The organism is Maritalea porphyrae (genome assembly GCF_030159895.1).
GTDB lineage: Bacteria > Pseudomonadota > Alphaproteobacteria > Rhizobiales > Devosiaceae > Maritalea > Maritalea porphyrae.
Map to the genome: position 1 here is coordinate 510,933 of NZ_BSNI01000002.1, position 15,525 is coordinate 526,457.

The 15,525-nt window shown below is 50.8% G+C and carries 15 protein-coding genes; 8 read left to right on the forward strand and 7 right to left on the reverse strand.

Features of this window, described 5'->3' with window-relative positions:
* Positions 1 to 804 precede the first annotated feature (804 nt).
* Positions 805 to 2,883, forward strand: a complete 2,079-nt coding sequence (locus tag QQL65_RS06060) for a transglycosylase domain-containing protein (RefSeq protein WP_284362784.1) — start codon at positions 805 to 807, stop codon at positions 2,881 to 2,883.
* A 15-nt stretch (positions 2,884 to 2,898) separates the two neighbouring features.
* Here QQL65_RS06060 and QQL65_RS06065 read toward each other — a convergent pair whose 3' ends face one another.
* The 3 genes from QQL65_RS06065 to QQL65_RS06075 all read right to left on the reverse strand — a co-directional run bounded on the left by QQL65_RS06065 (position 2,899) and on the right by QQL65_RS06075 (position 5,072).
* The gene (locus tag QQL65_RS06065) at positions 2,899 to 3,591 is read right to left on the reverse strand and encodes a DUF1295 domain-containing protein (protein WP_284362785.1); all 693 of its coding nucleotides are present in this window, start codon (positions 3,589 to 3,591) and stop codon (positions 2,899 to 2,901) included.
* Complete coding sequence (locus QQL65_RS06070; protein WP_284362786.1) at positions 3,592 to 4,140, reverse strand: TetR/AcrR family transcriptional regulator; 549 nt, start codon at positions 4,138 to 4,140, stop codon at positions 3,592 to 3,594. It lies immediately after the preceding gene.
* A 176-nt stretch (positions 4,141 to 4,316) separates the two neighbouring features.
* Positions 4,317 to 5,072 (reverse strand): helix-turn-helix transcriptional regulator, encoded by a 756-nt coding sequence (locus QQL65_RS06075; protein ID WP_284362788.1) that lies wholly within the window; start codon positions 5,070 to 5,072, stop codon positions 4,317 to 4,319.
* Between the two features lie 86 nt (positions 5,073 to 5,158).
* Here QQL65_RS06075 and QQL65_RS06080 point away from each other — a divergent pair, with 86 nt between their 5' ends.
* On the forward strand, positions 5,159 to 5,695 hold the full coding sequence (locus QQL65_RS06080) for a peroxiredoxin-like family protein (protein WP_284362789.1): 537 nt from the start codon (positions 5,159 to 5,161) through the stop codon (positions 5,693 to 5,695).
* A gap of 3 nt (positions 5,696 to 5,698) precedes the next feature.
* Here the strand turns inward: QQL65_RS06080 and QQL65_RS06085 are convergent, their stop codons facing one another.
* On the reverse strand, positions 5,699 to 6,478 hold the full coding sequence (locus QQL65_RS06085; RefSeq protein ID WP_284362791.1) for a M48 family metallopeptidase: 780 nt from the start codon (positions 6,476 to 6,478) through the stop codon (positions 5,699 to 5,701).
* Between the two features lie 109 nt (positions 6,479 to 6,587).
* Entirely contained in the window at positions 6,588 to 7,046 is a 459-nt protein-coding gene (locus tag QQL65_RS06090) for a DUF2852 domain-containing protein (RefSeq protein ID WP_284362794.1), read from the reverse strand.
* 191 nt (positions 7,047 to 7,237) lie between these two features.
* Here QQL65_RS06090 and QQL65_RS06095 point away from each other — a divergent pair, with 191 nt between their 5' ends.
* The 6 genes from QQL65_RS06095 to QQL65_RS06120 all read left to right on the forward strand — a co-directional run bounded on the left by QQL65_RS06095 (position 7,238) and on the right by QQL65_RS06120 (position 13,855).
* On the forward strand, positions 7,238 to 8,572 hold the full coding sequence (locus QQL65_RS06095) for an ActS/PrrB/RegB family redox-sensitive histidine kinase (RefSeq protein ID WP_284362795.1): 1,335 nt from the start codon (positions 7,238 to 7,240) through the stop codon (positions 8,570 to 8,572).
* Between the two features lie 55 nt (positions 8,573 to 8,627).
* Positions 8,628 to 9,182: an ActR/PrrA/RegA family redox response regulator transcription factor gene (locus tag QQL65_RS06100; protein ID WP_284362796.1), complete on the forward strand. Its 555-nt coding sequence runs from the start codon at positions 8,628 to 8,630 to the stop codon at positions 9,180 to 9,182.
* 86 nt (positions 9,183 to 9,268) lie between these two features.
* Positions 9,269 to 10,858 (forward strand): MBL fold metallo-hydrolase, encoded by a 1,590-nt coding sequence (locus QQL65_RS06105; protein ID WP_284362798.1) that lies wholly within the window; start codon positions 9,269 to 9,271, stop codon positions 10,856 to 10,858.
* A 58-nt stretch (positions 10,859 to 10,916) separates the two neighbouring features.
* The gene (locus QQL65_RS06110) at positions 10,917 to 11,885 is read left to right on the forward strand and encodes an ATP-grasp domain-containing protein (RefSeq protein ID WP_284362799.1); all 969 of its coding nucleotides are present in this window, start codon (positions 10,917 to 10,919) and stop codon (positions 11,883 to 11,885) included.
* Positions 11,886 to 11,890: 5 nt separating this feature from the next.
* Positions 11,891 to 12,862: a hypothetical protein gene (locus QQL65_RS06115; protein WP_284362800.1), complete on the forward strand. Its 972-nt coding sequence runs from the start codon at positions 11,891 to 11,893 to the stop codon at positions 12,860 to 12,862.
* 24 nt (positions 12,863 to 12,886) lie between these two features.
* Entirely contained in the window at positions 12,887 to 13,855 is a 969-nt protein-coding gene (locus QQL65_RS06120; RefSeq protein ID WP_284362801.1) for a hypothetical protein, read from the forward strand.
* Here the strand turns inward: QQL65_RS06120 and QQL65_RS06125 are convergent.
* Together QQL65_RS06125 and QQL65_RS06130 are read right to left on the reverse strand one after the other, a co-directional pair.
* Positions 13,852 to 14,331 carry an MmcB family DNA repair protein gene (locus QQL65_RS06125; protein WP_284362803.1) on the reverse strand — a complete coding sequence of 160 codons (480 nt, stop codon included), beginning with the start codon at positions 14,329 to 14,331 and terminating at the stop codon, positions 13,852 to 13,854. The genes QQL65_RS06120 and QQL65_RS06125 overlap by 4 nt on opposite strands.
* Positions 14,328 to 15,500 (reverse strand): MFS transporter, encoded by a 1,173-nt coding sequence (locus QQL65_RS06130; RefSeq protein ID WP_284362805.1) that lies wholly within the window; start codon positions 15,498 to 15,500, stop codon positions 14,328 to 14,330. The genes QQL65_RS06125 and QQL65_RS06130 overlap by 4 nt, the downstream gene beginning before the upstream one ends.
* Positions 15,501 to 15,525: the final 25 nt, after the last annotated feature.

Consider the following 15,525-nt stretch of genomic DNA (forward strand, 5'->3'; position numbering starts at 1 on the left):
CTATCATCAAAAACCAGCCGCGCCTATTAAACTTTCGCCAAACTTATCCCCGGTGTTTTTTGTGGTGGTAGTCTAACACCTGCATCTACAGTTTCCCTTCCGATTGCCGACGGGCAAATAGGGCACATCATTTTTGAGGTGAGTAGATGTTTGGCAGTTCGTGGGTGGTCGCACCTGCGAATTTGCCTGTTTTGTAAGTGGTCCAGTCTGACACCGAAGGCAGGCGTAAATCATCGGGCGGCAAGTTGTAGCCGTTCTTGGAAGTTTTTGGTTCGTTGTTTTTTGTGCCGCCGTTGGTCGCTTTCGCTCCCGACCCCGGCACCCCCGCCAACTGGTGCTTTTCACAAGCGCTGAACAAGCGAGGTAAATGACGGACGAGCCAAAGGCGAGGACCTCGGCCAACTTTTTGGCCGACCCGCCGGAGGGGCAACAATTTGCATAGGTCGGTTTTAGACCGTCATGTAAATTGTGGTGCGCCCCGTGAGGTACAAAATCTTCCAATGATCAGATAACAGGTCATGATGTAGCTAAGGGGATAAACGGGTGAGCACCCCGGGGCGACGAACAAAACAGGCAACCTGCCAAGGGCGCGGGGCGATTATGCTCCACACCAAACAGATATTTAGCGCACTGGAAGCATGATTTGCTCCGCGCCATCGGAAAATCTTTGTATGAAGCCCGATCCAGCTGGTGAAGGGCCAATTTCGCGTGCCCTTATTTACGCCCCATAAACCGGCCACAATTAAGTTAGATATAAGCGCCAATCATAGATTTGATCGGCCAATCCTTCAGTGAGCGAATAACTTGGCAAAGCGACCCAACAACAAAAGTTCAGATTTGCGTCTGACCCAGAAAGATCGTGTGGGTACGGGCAAAAAGACAACCCGCAAAACCGCGGCTAAAAAAACGCGCGCCAAGACCACAAAGGCAAAGGCTGCGCCGCGCAAAAAATCAGCAGCGAAAAAGAAACAATCGTGGTTCTGGTGGCTGTTTAAGAAGGCGTTCTACTGGGGCATGGTCGCAGCCGTTTGGGGCGTCATCGCGGTCACCGGCATCATCGTCTATTATGGGATGCAATTGCCATCTTCTGACACTTGGGCGGTGCCAGACCGACCAGCCAATATCCGTATTGTGGCAAGCGACGGGCGTTTGATTTCAAACCGTGGCAAAATGGGCGGCGAAGCCGTCGCCATTCATGAATTGCCCCATTATGTGCCAAATGCGGTCATTGCTATTGAAGATCGACGGTTCTACGATCATCCAGGCTTCGACCCTATCGGTATTCTGGGAGCGATGCGCATCAACGTCACCGAGGGGCGCATGCCCTTGTCGGGCCATGGCGGGTCAACAATTACCCAGCAAGTGGCAAAGAACTTGTTTCTAACCCCTGACCAGAATTACGGTCGGAAAATCCAAGAAGTGTTGCTTTCAGTGTGGCTGGAGCAAAACTATTCTAAACCAGAGATTATCGAGCTCTACCTCAACCGCATGTATTTCGGTGCAGGAACCTATGGCATCGAAGCGGCCAGCCAGCGCTATTTTGGCAAATCAGCACGTAATCTATCTTTGGGTGAAGCAGCAATTTTGGCAGGGGTTTTGAAAGCCCCATCGCGCCTCGCGCCAAACAAAAACCCTGAAGGGGCAGCGGACCGGGCGCGGCTGGTGCTCAATGCCATGGCAGAAGAAGGCTTCATTTCTGAAAAAGAAGCACAAGCCGCCGCCATTGATCCAAACAAACGTATCCGCACCCGCATCACCGGCACCGAATATTATGTAGCCGATTGGGTTGAGGTGCTGATGGATAGCTATCTTGGCACTGTCGACCAAGACGTAATTGTGCGCACAACAATCGATTGGGAACTGCAAAAAGAAGCAGAGTTCTTGATCAAAGAGATTATTCGCGAACACGGTGAAGAGCGCGCGTTCTCGCAAGGCGCACTGGTGGCGATGCGGCCAGACGGGGCGGTTCAGGCAGTGGTCGGCGGCACCGATTACACAAAGAGCCAATATAACCGCGCCATCACCGCTAAGCGCCAACCAGGTTCTGCTTTCAAGCCGTTCGTTTATCTCACAGCCGTTGAAAATGGCTATTCACCCAACACGGTTGTTGATGATAGCCCCTTTACCTACAAAGGTTGGGCACCCGAAAATGCCAATGGCAAATTCAAGGGGCAGATGCAATTGCGCGATGCGCTTGCGCAATCATCTAATCTCGTGGCAGGCAAACTTGCCATCGAATTGGGTCCACAAAATGTGGTCAACACCGCCTATAAGCTTGGCATTTCGTCAAACATCAAAGCCCTTCCGTCAATTGCGCTCGGCACACCGGAGATTTCGCTTCTCGAACTAACCGCAGCCTATGCGCCATTCGCCAATGGTGGCCAAGGTATTATCGCCCATGTGATCACATCAATTGAAACCCCGGACGGCCAAGTGCTTTATTCTCACATTCCATCGGGGCCGGGCCAAGTGGTGGCCCCAGATGCGGTTGGGAAAATGAATGATATGCTGTCCCACGCCATCGAAGTGGGCACAGGCCGAAAAGCTGCGTTTGGCAGTTGGCCAGTGGCGGGCAAAACCGGCACTTCGCAAAGCAATCGCGATGCAGTGTTCGTGGGCTATTCGGCGCGTTTGGTCACTGGTGTTTGGCTCGGGAACGATGATGGCAGCCCCATGCAAAAGGTAGGCGGGGGGTCATTCCCCGTTGATGTGTGGCGCGAATTTATGCAAAAGGCCCACTCCAATTGGGCCGTGGCGCAATTGCCGGGTGGCGATGGTCGCTTTGACCGCACGCCGCTTGAGCCAATTGGCCAGCAAGCGGAACGTCAACAACCGCAGCGTCGCTCTATTGGCGATCTTATCTCGGATATCTTTGGGCGCTAGAAAGCGCCCAATTGCTCACCAAACAAACGGGATTAGTCGTTTGGTCGCTGTTTCATAGTTTTTGAAAGGCTGGCCATAACGTGCGCGTAAATAATCATCGAGCTTTGGTACGTTAAAAAACGCAAAGAAGCTCAGGAGTAAGATTGGCAGCGCATATCCGAACAGGTGACCAGCAATCATTGCATAGCCAAGAACCCACAACACATCGCCGAAAAAGTTGATGTGCATCGAATACGCAAACAGGCCTCCGGTAAATAGTTTGCCCTTGTTGGCTGGGTCAGACTTGAAAATATGACGTTGCCATTCAGACCCTGTATTTAGGATACATCCGAGGGCAAAAATGCCAATCCCGACATAATCGAATGTGCCGAGAGGTGCGGAATTTGGCAGCACCAAAATGGCAAAACCGACATAATAGATAGCAAACGCAACCGGCACGCTCAGCGCTTCGGACCATGGGATTTGGCGTTTCAAGAACATAAACATCATCACACCCATGCGGGCGAGAATGATCAGATTAAAAGCAAAGATGATTCCCCGCCGTGCTGGCGTGTTTTCCAAAACAGGCCAGCCAAATAGGGAAGAGATTATTGCGTCGCCATCCCCAAACAGTAAGAAATATGAAAATGCGATGAACCCCAGTTCAAGCGCTGTAATAGTGAGTTTTTGGGGAAGGGCAGAACCCTTGTTCGCATAAAGATCAAGCATTTAATCCTCGCGTGGATCAATTGAGGTAAAATCAGGATGTCGGTTGAAAACGGTGGCGAGATAAATCTCGCCTTCCAATTGGGTCAAAAATTGTTGTGCCAATTTTGGTGCGGTTTGTTTGGCCTCAAGAGCGGCAAGCAAAGTGGCATAGTAAAATTGAACGGCAGATTGGAATTTCTGTGAACGGCTCAAACTGTCGAAATAAAGCGCAAAATAGCGCGATTTTTCCGCGTCATAGCGCATCTCCATTTCCATATACATATCATTCAGCCCATCAATCAGCGCTGTCTTTTGCGCTTCGAACGAAAGGTCAGCGAAAACCGCCGCATCAAACTGAGAAAAGCCGCGCAAGAAATAACGCTCAAGCACGGCATCATAGAGCCCGTCTTTTGATCCGAAATGATGGTACAGCGCGCCCTTAGAAACTGAAGCGATGCTGACGATCTCATCAATGCCGGTGCCATCGACGCCCTTTTGCAAAAACAGCTGGAAGGCGGAGAAGGTGAGCCGGTCTTTTACGCTTAGTTTGCTCAATGCATCCTTTTCCATATCGAACCTTTTCTCCAAATGGATTCCATGAACTCGACAATCCGCTGATCACAAACAGGTGTCTTTCAACTATCGCAACAAACCGAACGTTCGGTATGTATTAGATATGTGAATGTAGACGGAGATGTCAAGGATCGGCATTATTCTGTATGAAAATGCAATGAACGAATGGGCTCTTAGTGGCTCTGTCCAAGAGCAAGCTGTGTGCGCTGCTGGATCGGGTTCACGCCAAAATGCTTGTGAAACGCGCGCGAAAACCCTTCGCCTGTGCGATAGCCATAACGACGCGCAACAGTTGATATACGCGCGCCAGCCCGAATGTCCTTGCGTGCAAGTACCATGCGCCAGCCGCGCAAATAGGCCGTCGGGGTTACACCGACTTGAAGAGCAAACAGTTCGGCAAATCGGCTAAGGGAAAGGCCAGCAATTTCTGCCAGTTGTTGATTATCCCAATTGTGCTCCGGTTTATCGTGCAGCGCAACAATTGCACGGCTCAATCTAGGGTCGGCTAGACCGGCCAGAAGTCCTGGTTCGTCGCTGCCCTGCTCAATCTTGGCGCGCAAGATCTTGACGATAAGGATTTCGCAAAACCGGTTCACAACTGAAGCCGAACCACAACGTTGCCGTTCGATTTCGCGATGCGTGAGATCAAGAAGCGGGACAACATCATCGTCCTTTGAAAAGGAGATGTCCAAGATGGGCGGTAAAGCAGAAAACAGAGGGTTGGAGTCACCGCCCCAATCAACTGAAGCACATAACAACATGTCGGCCGGATCAACCTTGAAACCGCTACTTTTTGTATTCAGCAAGACGGTTTGCGATCCGTCTACATGCGGTTTCAGCACAACCAATTGCGCACTGTCTGGTGTCGCGACTTGGACCGATAAGTTAAATCGCTCCATCAGGGCTGTAAGTCGATCATAAGTGTTCATTTCGGTGTTATAGTCGGTTTATTCGGAATTATCCAATCAAAAACGGGTATAGAGAAGGGAATGGAAAACCAAAGGAGCGCAAAAAAATGTTGATGCCACGTCAGAAAACGCCAAATTTGAAACTAGAAACGCTCGATCATGGTTCATTTGATTTGAGTAGTGACAAACCTGAACTCGGTACTGTGATCTGCTTCTACCGAGGGCTGCATTGCCCCATCTGCGCAACTTATCTCAAAGAGTTGGAAGCCCGCGTTGAGGACTTCGCAAAACGCGGCGTAAAAACAATAGCAGTGAGCTCGGATGGTGAAGAACGCGCGCGCGCCATGGCAGACAAAATTGGCGCCGAAAAACTGCGAATTGGGTATGACCTTGCTTTGCAGGAAGCACGCAACTGGGGCCTATATATTTCAACGTCGCGCGGTAAAACATCAATCGGAATCGAGGAACCAGCTTTGTTTTCTGAACCCGGCCTTTTCATGGTGACACCTGAGCAAACGCTATATTATGGGTCGGTGCAAACGATGCCGTTCGTCCGTCCTCATTTCTCAGAACTGGTTAGCGCGCTCGACTTTGCGATTAAGAATAACTATCCCGCACGCGGCGAATATATAGGCGAAGTCTAGGCATTATTGGTAGGCAAAAAGCGTGCGGCCATGCACCTTGAGCCAGGTGCGGCCGCGCTGCATGTCGGGCAATGTACGCTCCACTTGATCCCAAAAGGCTTGGCTGTGGTTCATTTCGATGAGGTGAGCCACCTCATGGGCTGCCACATAGTCCAAGACAAAGGGCGGCGCCAATATCAGCCGCCAATTAAAATTGAGATTGCCCGCAGACGAACATGAGCCCCAGCGTGTCGATTGATCGCGCATGCTGATCGCTTTGTGGGTTACCCCCAACCGTGACGTGTGAACAGCAACCGAAGCGGCAATGTCAGCCTTTGCTTCGCGTTTCAGCCAATCCACTGTGCGCCGACCTATATGTTCGTCCGCCCCCGGCATATGCAAGATCTGCATCTCATCGCTTTCCTCGATGCGAGGTACACCACGCAGCGTACCTGTGCCATGAACGCGCGTATCCACGCCACGCAATGGAATGATTGCTCCTAATTCAATCGGCTTGGGCGTCACCACATGGTGTTGCCTTGCGGCGAGCCAATGGCGCTGCTTGTGCAAAAAGCGCTCTGCATCTCGCCATGTGCCAGACTTGGGCACGGTTAGAACGATCCCCTGCCGGCTATCTAGCGTTATCCTGTAGCGGCGCGCACGATTGTTTTGCCGCACCACAATTTCTTGTGGCTCGCCATCAATCTCTAATTGAGTGCGCTCAGGGATCGTTTGCGATTTTCGGGCAAAGAACATGGCAATGATCTTGCTGATCGCTTCGGCTTTGGCAAGCCAAGATTGCATCGGATAGAAAAAAGCGCCCACTCAATCATGAGCAGGCGCTTACTAGGGTGCCAGGGTCAACCGGCGGGGAGAGGAGGATAGCGACGCTTTGCAGCTTCGCTGGTAATGTCTATTCGTCGTCTTCAGAACGCTTTTTCTTCTTCGGCTTCGCCACTTCTTCGGCGTCATCTTCGTCAAAGCTTTTGGCTTTGTGCTCAGATTTAAAGCGATCAAATTCTTCACGGTCACGCGCCATGTGTAGATTGCGCAAGAAGTCTTCAAAGTCAGCGCGCTCTTGCTCAAGGCGCATGCGCTCTTCTTCTAGGCGACGGATTTCTGCTTCACGATATTCGTCGAATGCAGCGTTGCCTGTTGCTGAGTGACGACCATAGCGAGAACGACGGCTGCGCATTTTGCACTTTTGTTTATGCATCCATTTTTCAGCCTTGTCGCTTGTGCCACCGTAATGTTCGCCCCACAAAATGTAGGCGAGCATGGCAAGGCCAAGCGGCCAGAAGAAAACAAAGCCCAAAACCATCAGGGCAATGTTTATCGGGGACCAATGGGGTTTAATAATTGCTGTGCTCATTTTTTCTTCCTTCATCAACGATACACAAGATTTGGGGAGCAAAGCCGGGGCTTCAAGCAGCAAAAAAGTGGATTTTGCCCCTTGAAACGCACAAAAATTGAACCATTCGGGGCCAATTAGCCGTATTTCGCATAGGAATTTCAGCTGCAATTGCGTATTGAATGCCCCAATTGAGAAGTAAAACGAGCAAAATGACCGCATATACGGCAAGAAATATTGGCTCTCATCACCGCCTTCGGCTTGAAACGTTGGTGCGCTTGCGCTGGTTGGCGGTGGTCGGCCAATCCGCAGGCGTTCTGGTTGTTGCCTTTGTGCTGAACTATCAATTGCCCTTAGGCGCGTGCTTTACATTGATTGCCTTGTCCGCATGGCTTAATGTGATTTTGCTGATCCGCTATCCGGCAAACTATCGCCTGCGCTCACACTATGCCGCAGCGCTTTTGGCCTATGATTGTCTGCAATTGGGTGGCCTGCTCTATCTAACAGGTGGCCTGTCAAACCCATTTGCGATTTTGCTGCTCGCGCCAATTTCGGTTTCAGCGACCACATTACCATTTAGATGGACCGTTGGTCTGAGCGCGCTAGTCGTCCTCATCGCCACTATCTTGGGTTTCTTTCATTTTCCACTTCCATGGGACCCGAATGAACCGGTGCAATTGCCTGCCCTTTATAGCTTTGGCATTTGGGTCGGTATCGTGTGTGGCGTGAGTTTTATTTCAGCTTATACAAACCGCGTTGCCCACGAAGCGCGGCAATTGGCGGACGCCCTAAGCGCCACGGAATTGGTTTTAGCGCGCGAAACCCATATTACAGCGCTTGATGGATTGGCAGCTGCCGCCGCACATGAATTGGGCACTCCGTTGGCCACGATTGCGCTCGCGGGCAAAGAGGCGCTTTCCGATTTGAACGATCCTGAATCGGTGAAGAAAGACCTTGAGCTGATTTCCGAACAAGCGGCGCGCTGTCGAGCGATCTTGCAAAAACTACGCAACTTAAACGCTGGCGAAGATCCGTTTAGCGAATTGACGCTTTCTGATCTTGTCGCCGAGGTGGTGGAGCCGCATAAGTTTTTCGGCATTGATATTTCGATAAAAAAAGTCGGTGATGGCGATGAACCACAAATTGCTCGCAATGCTGGGCTGATTTACGGCTTGGGCAACTTCATCGAAAATGCTGTCGACTTCGCCGACCAGAAGGTCAATATCGACCTGTCTTGGACCAAGGATCAAATCTCGATCAACATCCAAGATGATGGTCCTGGCTTTGCGCCGGAGATGCTGGTGCGCTTGGGTGAACCCTATCTGACCACCCGCCCAAAAGACGGCGTCGTCGACCGCGACCCGACCGAGCCGGGCGGGCTTGGTTTGGGTGTATTTATCGCCAAAACGCTGCTGGAGCGTTCCGGTGCGCAAATCGCGTTTGCCAATATAAACGCCACCGGATCAGCCTGCGTCAATATACGCTGGCCCAGACAGGTGATTGAAATCGAAAAGTCCGATATGGTCCCCGCCGGGGAGATGAGATGAGCTATTGTCGCGCGGCAAAGTGTGACATAGGCTGCAATGATTGCGAGGTAAGTATATGACCAATGTGCAAGAATTGATGGATAAGGATCTGTCCTTGCTGCTTGTGGATGACGACAAGCCGTTCCTCACCCGGCTTGAGCGGGCCATGCAGAAGCGCGGGTTTGATGTGCGGGTAGCGGACAGCGTTGCGGCGGGCCTAGCGCAGGTGAAATCAAATCCACCGGCCTTTGCCGTTGTCGATATGCGACTGGAAGATGGAAACGGCTTACAGGTCGTTTCAGCACTAAACGATAAGCGACCAGATGCGCGCGCAGTTGTACTCACCGGCTATGGCAATATTGCCACCGCCGTTACCGCTGTAAAACTCGGTGCAGTTGATTATTTGGCAAAGCCCGCTGATGCGGATGATGTGTTTAAAGCGCTGATGGCCTCTGACGATGAGATCAAAGCCGACCCGCCAGAAAATCCAATGTCTGCGGACCGTGTGCGCTGGGAGCATATTCAGCGCGTGTACGAACTTTGCGACCGCAATGTTTCTGAAACAGCGCGCCGTCTCAATATGCACCGCCGGACATTGCAACGCATTTTGGCAAAACGCGCGCCGCGCTAGGTCAATATATTTCACCAAACTGTTTAATCCATTGCCGCGCCCTGCTAGCGTGGTGAGGAATTTGTTGCGAGCATAAAAGGTCACTTATGACGGTCACATTGTCTTTCCATGGTGCTGCAGGCACCGTCACTGGTTCTAGCTACAGAATTACCCACCCCAAAGGGCAGTTTTTGGTGGATTGTGGTCTGTTCCAAGGCAACAAAACGGTGCGCGCGCTCAACAATAAGCCGTTCCCGTTTCGCCCAGCAGATATCGACTTCATGCTTTTAACCCACGCACATATTGACCATGCGGGGTTGATCCCGAAATTGGTTAAGCACGGGTTTGCTGGTCCTATTCATGCCACTGAAGCGACAACCGGCTTGATGGATTATTTGCTGCCTGATAGCGCAGGTATCCAAGAATCTGAGGCCGAGCGCGAGAACCGCCGTCGTAAGCGCAAAGGCAAGGCGCCGATTGATCCGCTCTATACCCGCGAAGATGCTGAAGAGGCCTTGAGCCGCGCCAAAGGCTACGATTATCAAAACTGGTTTGAACCGGGACCCGGCGTGAAAGCACGATTCTGGAATGCGGGGCATATTCTTGGATCATCTTCAATTGAAGTTCAGGTGCAAGACGAAGATGGCAAACCAATCCACATCCTGTTCTCCGGCGATATCGGACCAGATGAAAAAGTGTTCTATCTCGAACCTGATGCACCTGCTGGTTTTGATTATATACTTTGTGAAAGCACTTATGGGGGCCGCGATCGCGACGACTATTCGCTTGATCAGCGTCGCGAGGCGCTTAAGGCAGAAATCAATCGCGCGCTTGGCAAAGGCGGCAATTTGGTCATACCCGCATTCGCAGTGGAGCGTAGCCAAGAATTACTGCATGACATCGGTCTTTTGATCAAAAATGGCGAAATTGATCCCCAATTGGTGTTCCTAGATTCGCCATTGGCGCGCAAAGTCACATCTGTATTCAAGCGACACGCAGCAGAACTTCAGGACATGGAGCTTAGTCCAGAAGAGCTATTTGCCGACGATCGTTTCCGCATTGTTGAATCAGTTGAAGAATCCAAAGGCATCAACAAGATCAATGGCGGTGCCATCATCATGGCAGCATCGGGCATGTGTGATGCGGGGCGCATCAAACACCATTTGCGCAACAATATCTCTGATCCAAAATCAACCGTCTTGTTCGTTGGCTACCAAGCGCCTGGTACGCTTGGCCACGTCATTCAATCAGGCAAACCAGAGGTGCGGATCCACGGCAACAACCATGTGGTGCGCGCTGACATTCGCCGCATTGGCAATTATTCGGCCCATGGCGACCACACAGAATTGATGGATTGGATTGCCGAGCGACTACCGGCACACGGCGCTATTTTCCTCACCCATGGTGAAGATGAGGGACGCAAGGCGATGCAAAAAGCGCTGGCGGAAAAAGGCCTGAATGGCGAGAAAGTGCGGGCACCACAACTGGATGATAGTTTCGAGTTGCGCGCGACCGGCATTGCAGGGGTAACCCATACCCCGCAACCGCGTATTGACCCCGAACAGTTCCGGGCGGATTGGACCAGCGAATACGCTCAATTCTCAATCGAATTTGGTCATTTGCTTTCAGCACAACCAAGCGACAAAGAGCGACTTGAGCTGATCAAGAAGCTGCAGGCTGTTATTTCTAAACAGTAATTTGTAGACATTGGCGGTCTTCCCTCATATTCAATATACTGGATATGAGGGGGCGCAGGTGATCATCTTTATTGGGCCAAATAGGCACCGCAGCAATGTTGCGTCTTTGCGCGAGCATGCAGATGCCCCCAAATATGATTACCGGTCATATAATTGGCTATTCCGCGCATTTCGGCTTCCGGCCGCGACTTACATTTTCACCTCAATTGATCGTTTAGACGCCAATGAGCGTCGCCTTGCGGGCAAAATCTATCGTCATATCAATAAGGCCGGTAATGGATTTCGCGCGCTTAACGACCCGGCCCATGCCATGGGGCGCTTTCGTTTGCTCTGTGCGCTATATGAAGCGGGGATCAACCAGTTCAACGTTTATCTGGCTTATGATGCGCCAAAGCCGAGCCAGTTTCCGGTATTCATACGTCGCAACAGTCTGAGTACGGCACCGCTTTCGGGTCTAATCAATTCACAAGCCGAACTAGAACAAACCATTGCCGAACTTGAACGCGAAGGCGAACCTTTGGATGATCTAATTGTCATCGAATATTGCGCGCGTGAAGTGGCGCCAGGCATCTTCCAAAAATGGTCAGCCTATAATGCGGGTGGTCAGATATCGCTCAACTATGCCATTAGCGAAAGCAGCTGGCTCGTCAAATATGGCGAGATCGACATCATCGAAGAGCATTTTTATGCGCAAGAGTTAGAGTTGCTCGAGCGAAACGCATTTGAAGACCAAGTCCGTCGCGTCTTTGAAATAGCGCACATTGAATATGGCCGTGTCGATTTTGGTTTGGTTGACGGCGAGCCCCAATTCTACGAGATTAATTTCAACCCCGAATTCCGGACAATGGAAGCCAAGTCGCTGGTTGAGCAAAGAAAACAAAATGTGCTTTTCGCCGTGAAACGCCGCGTGCAGCATATTGCGCAACTTGATGCCCAGCAAAGCGGGTCGGTTGGCAATTTATCAGATCCTGACATCACGGCCTTTCGCTTGCGCCCCTGGCGCAACTATGCCCCGCAACGTTATTGAGTTTTATGATCATCTTCATTGGCAACCGCCGCCAGCGCCACAATCTTTACGGCATGCAGCAGCATCCGAATAAGCCGAAATACAAGTTCAAAACCTATAATTGGTTGTTCCGAACTACCAAGCTGCCTTCTGCGACATACATCTTTACGATGGTAGACCGGCTGGATGCGAATGAACGCCGGCTCGCCGGCAAGATATATCGACACATAAATGGCGCGGGTTTGGGATTCAAGGCACTTAATGATCCTGCAAAAGCATTGGGTCGTTATCGACTTTTGCGACAATTGCACGACCAAGGCATTAATGAATTCAACGCCTACCTAGCGATAGATCATCCAAAACCATCTCGTTTTCCGGTTTTCATTCGGCAATTGTCTATTAGTTTGCCGCCGCTTTCTGGACTAATAAAAAACCAAGCGGAACTTGATCAAAAGATTGAAGAGCTTGCCAATCGCGGCGAGCCGCTCGATGATCTGGTGGTCATTGGATATTGCAGTGAACCTTATATGGGCGAGCATTTCGTTAAGATGTCAGCCTATCGAATTCATGATCAATATTGTTCGGATTTGTTTATCTACTCAAAAGGTTGGTACGTGAAATGGGACGGGCCAGATATCGCGCCGCCAAATGCGAGCGAATTAGAATGGGAACTGCTGCAAAACAACACCTACGTTGAAGAGGCTAAGAAGGTTTTTGAATTGGCAAATGTGGAGTATGGGCGCGTCGACTTTTCGCTCGTTGGGGGCAAGCCGCAATTCTACGAGGTCAACTTTAATCCACAATTCACCGTTGATGAATATCAAACCACAGACCCGCAGCGGCTCAAAAATGCAATCTTTGCAGCGGATCGCCGGATGAACGCGATGCGCACGCTCATGCAACCGACCAAAGCGAAATCTGTGGGGAATATCTCTGATCCAGACATCACTGCATTTCGATTTCGCCCCTGGCGTAACTATGCGCCGCAGCGGTACTAGAGTTACTTAAGAGACCAATTGCGAATGATCATATTTATCGGAACAAATCGCCAGCGCTCGAACATTACGCGATTGCGCAAACACCAGCAGGCGCCAAAATTCGCGTTTAAGAGTTATAATTGGCTCTTCCGCACGTTCAAGTTGCCAGCGGCGACTTATGTTTTTACTGGCATCGACCGTTTGGATGCCAATGAGCGCCGACTTGCGGGCAAAGTCTTTCGGCACATAAGGGCTGCTGGTAAAGGTTTTAGCGCGTTAAATGATCCGGCTCACGGCAAGGGTCGGTATCGCTTGTTGTGCGGGCTATATGGGCAGGGACTGAATGCTTTCAACGCCTATTTGGCAATTGATGACCCAAAGCCCGAGCGTTTTCCCGTTTTCATCCGTCGCAATTCGATAAGTACGGCGCCTTTGTCTACGCTGCTAAACAATCAGTTAGAGCTTGATCATGCAATCAATCAATTGGCAGAAAAAGCAGAGCCACTTGATGATTTGGTGATTATCGAGTTCTGCGCAGACCAGTTCGCACCCGGAGTTCACCAGAAATTCTCAATGTACAAAATTGGCGATCAAGTCTTTCAAAGTTTTATCAATGTTGGGAAATCTTGGTTGGTGAAATATGATGAAGAGGATTTGCTGAGCGAAGAACAATATGCATTGGACCGTCAACACATAGAGCAAAACAGATTTGCAGCGCATTTTCGAGAAGTGTTTGAACTGGCAAATGTTGATTATGGAAGAGCCGACTTCGGTTTGTTTAATGGTCAACCCCAGACGTATGAAATCAACTTCAATCCCTTCTATTTGATTGTCAAATCTGAAGTGAAGAGCACACAACGTCGAATGAACGAGGACTTTGTTGTCGAAAAAAGAACCCGTGCGATTGCCGACCTTGCCTCGCATGGTGGGAGAGCCATCGACAATATTTCTGATCCAGACATCACGGCGTTTCGCCTGCGTCCTTGGCGCAATTATGCGCCGCAGCGTTACTAAATTGCGCTGGGGCCCGGGTCCATCAGTTGATGAATGCGGTCTGCTCCCATGCGTGCGATGCGCAACATCATCGCCTTGCGGCGCGCGGCTGACAATTTATCCTCGTCAGCATTGCGGATAATTTCAGCGCCATGTCCATCGGCAACAATCAAGCCCTGATCTTCAGGGAAAATATCGCCGTCTAGTTCGGGTGGTTTGGCAAAAAAGAACCGATCACAAAATTCGTGATATTCGGGCCACTTCTTATCGACCTGATAGTCTTGCAAACTGGATTTGATCTCGATGATCCAAATCTCGCCTTTTGGCCCGACACCCAACACATCCGCGCGGCGACCGCTGGCAAGTGACACTTCCGCGTAACAGCAAAAATCAAACCGTTCGCGCATAAGGCGCATGGTGCCGCGCTGCACCCGCAATGCGGTTTCGGATTGGCGCCCATCAATGATTGGGGGCAGATTTTCCAAATGTGACGTCATGCACCCAAATTAACGGATTTCTTTGTCGCCGGGAACCGGCTTTCGTCCAATATGCCGGCAAAGATCAACCCGATGACCAATAAGGGCAACGGTGCCATCAAAGCCACACGAATGCCAAAACTCTCCGCGATGAATCCAAGGCTGGCCGGGCCAATAAAGAACACCAAAAATGCGGTTTGAGCGAGTGAAGCCACATTGATAGAAGATGGGCGATCCTGACGGCGGGCGGCGGCGGAAACCGCCAATGGATAGATGATTGAGGAACCCATGCCCAACAGCATGAATCCCAATATGGCAATCCAAAATGTTGGCGCAACCCCCACAAGCGCAACACCGACAATGGTGATGCCAAGCGACAGACGAGCCATGATCACTGTGCCGAATTTCTCCACCACGGGATCGGCAAAAAAGCGTATCAGTGCCATCACAAAAGTAAAGGCAATCAGGCTTGAGCTTTCCACAAATTGTGCGATTTCAAAGCTATCGCGCATATAGATAACCGACCAATCAATGCCCGCGCCTTCTGCAATCAGCGCACCAAATGACACGGCACAAAGCGCCAGAATGAAGGGTGTAGGGCGTGCGAACATGCTTGGCTTGTCAGCGGATGCATCAGCTTTTTCAGGTGCCATGGTTTGCCCCATCACGGCAAAAACGGTGCCCAGCGCGACAATGGGAAAGGCGATCAGCATATGCATGAAAGGCGTAACGTCGAACTGGCGCATGAACCCACCTACGAGCGCTGCGGCAAAAAAGCCGAAACTCCAAAAACCATGGCAACGGTTCATGATGCGGCGACCAATTTGCGCTTCTAGGCGATCCGCTTCAACATTGATGGAAATCTCCATGGCGCCCACAGCCATGCCACCCAAAAAGATCGTGGCGATAACCACCCAATAGAGGGATGAGCTGGCGACCAAAATATAGAGCGCTGCCATGGCGATATTGCCAATAATAAAAGTGCGCTTGGTGCCGATGCGTTCAACAAGTGGCGCGCCCAATGTCAGAAATATCAGCATACCGAAAGAGCTGCACATCAACGCCAAACCCAACTGACCTTCTTGAATTTGCAGCTGCTCTTGAATATCGGCCAGCCGCGAAAGCATCGAGCCAAGCCCAAAAGCGAACAGGAAAAAAATCGCGTAGATTCTATGTTGGGATTTGATCATGGACGGGTGCTCATTTGCATCAAGG

Bases quoted from the DNA above. Each gene is read 5' to 3' on its own strand.
- QQL65_RS06080 (WP_284362789.1), top strand. From the start codon at position 5,159: ATGTTGATGCCACGTCAGAAAACGCCAAATTTGAAACTAGAAACGCTC.
- QQL65_RS06075 (WP_284362788.1), bottom strand. From the start codon at position 5,072: ATGAACACTTATGATCGACTTACAGCCCTGATGGAGCGATTTAACTTA.
- QQL65_RS06130 (WP_284362805.1), bottom strand. From the start codon at position 15,500: ATGATCAAATCCCAACATAGAATCTACGCGATTTTTTTCCTGTTCGCT.
- QQL65_RS06090 (WP_284362794.1), bottom strand. From the start codon at position 7,046: ATGAGCACAGCAATTATTAAACCCCATTGGTCCCCGATAAACATTGCC.
- QQL65_RS06105 (WP_284362798.1), top strand. From the start codon at position 9,269: ATGACGGTCACATTGTCTTTCCATGGTGCTGCAGGCACCGTCACTGGT.
- QQL65_RS06095 (WP_284362795.1), top strand. From the start codon at position 7,238: ATGACCGCATATACGGCAAGAAATATTGGCTCTCATCACCGCCTTCGG.
- QQL65_RS06065 (WP_284362785.1), bottom strand. From the start codon at position 3,591: ATGCTTGATCTTTATGCGAACAAGGGTTCTGCCCTTCCCCAAAAACTC.
- QQL65_RS06115 (WP_284362800.1), top strand. From the start codon at position 11,891: ATGATCATCTTCATTGGCAACCGCCGCCAGCGCCACAATCTTTACGGC.
- QQL65_RS06085 (WP_284362791.1), bottom strand. From the start codon at position 6,478: ATGCAATCTTGGCTTGCCAAAGCCGAAGCGATCAGCAAGATCATTGCC.
- QQL65_RS06070 (WP_284362786.1), bottom strand. From the start codon at position 4,140: ATGGAAAAGGATGCATTGAGCAAACTAAGCGTAAAAGACCGGCTCACC.
- QQL65_RS06100 (WP_284362796.1), top strand. From the start codon at position 8,628: ATGACCAATGTGCAAGAATTGATGGATAAGGATCTGTCCTTGCTGCTT.
- QQL65_RS06120 (WP_284362801.1), top strand. From the start codon at position 12,887: ATGATCATATTTATCGGAACAAATCGCCAGCGCTCGAACATTACGCGA.
- QQL65_RS06125 (WP_284362803.1), bottom strand. From the start codon at position 14,331: ATGACGTCACATTTGGAAAATCTGCCCCCAATCATTGATGGGCGCCAA.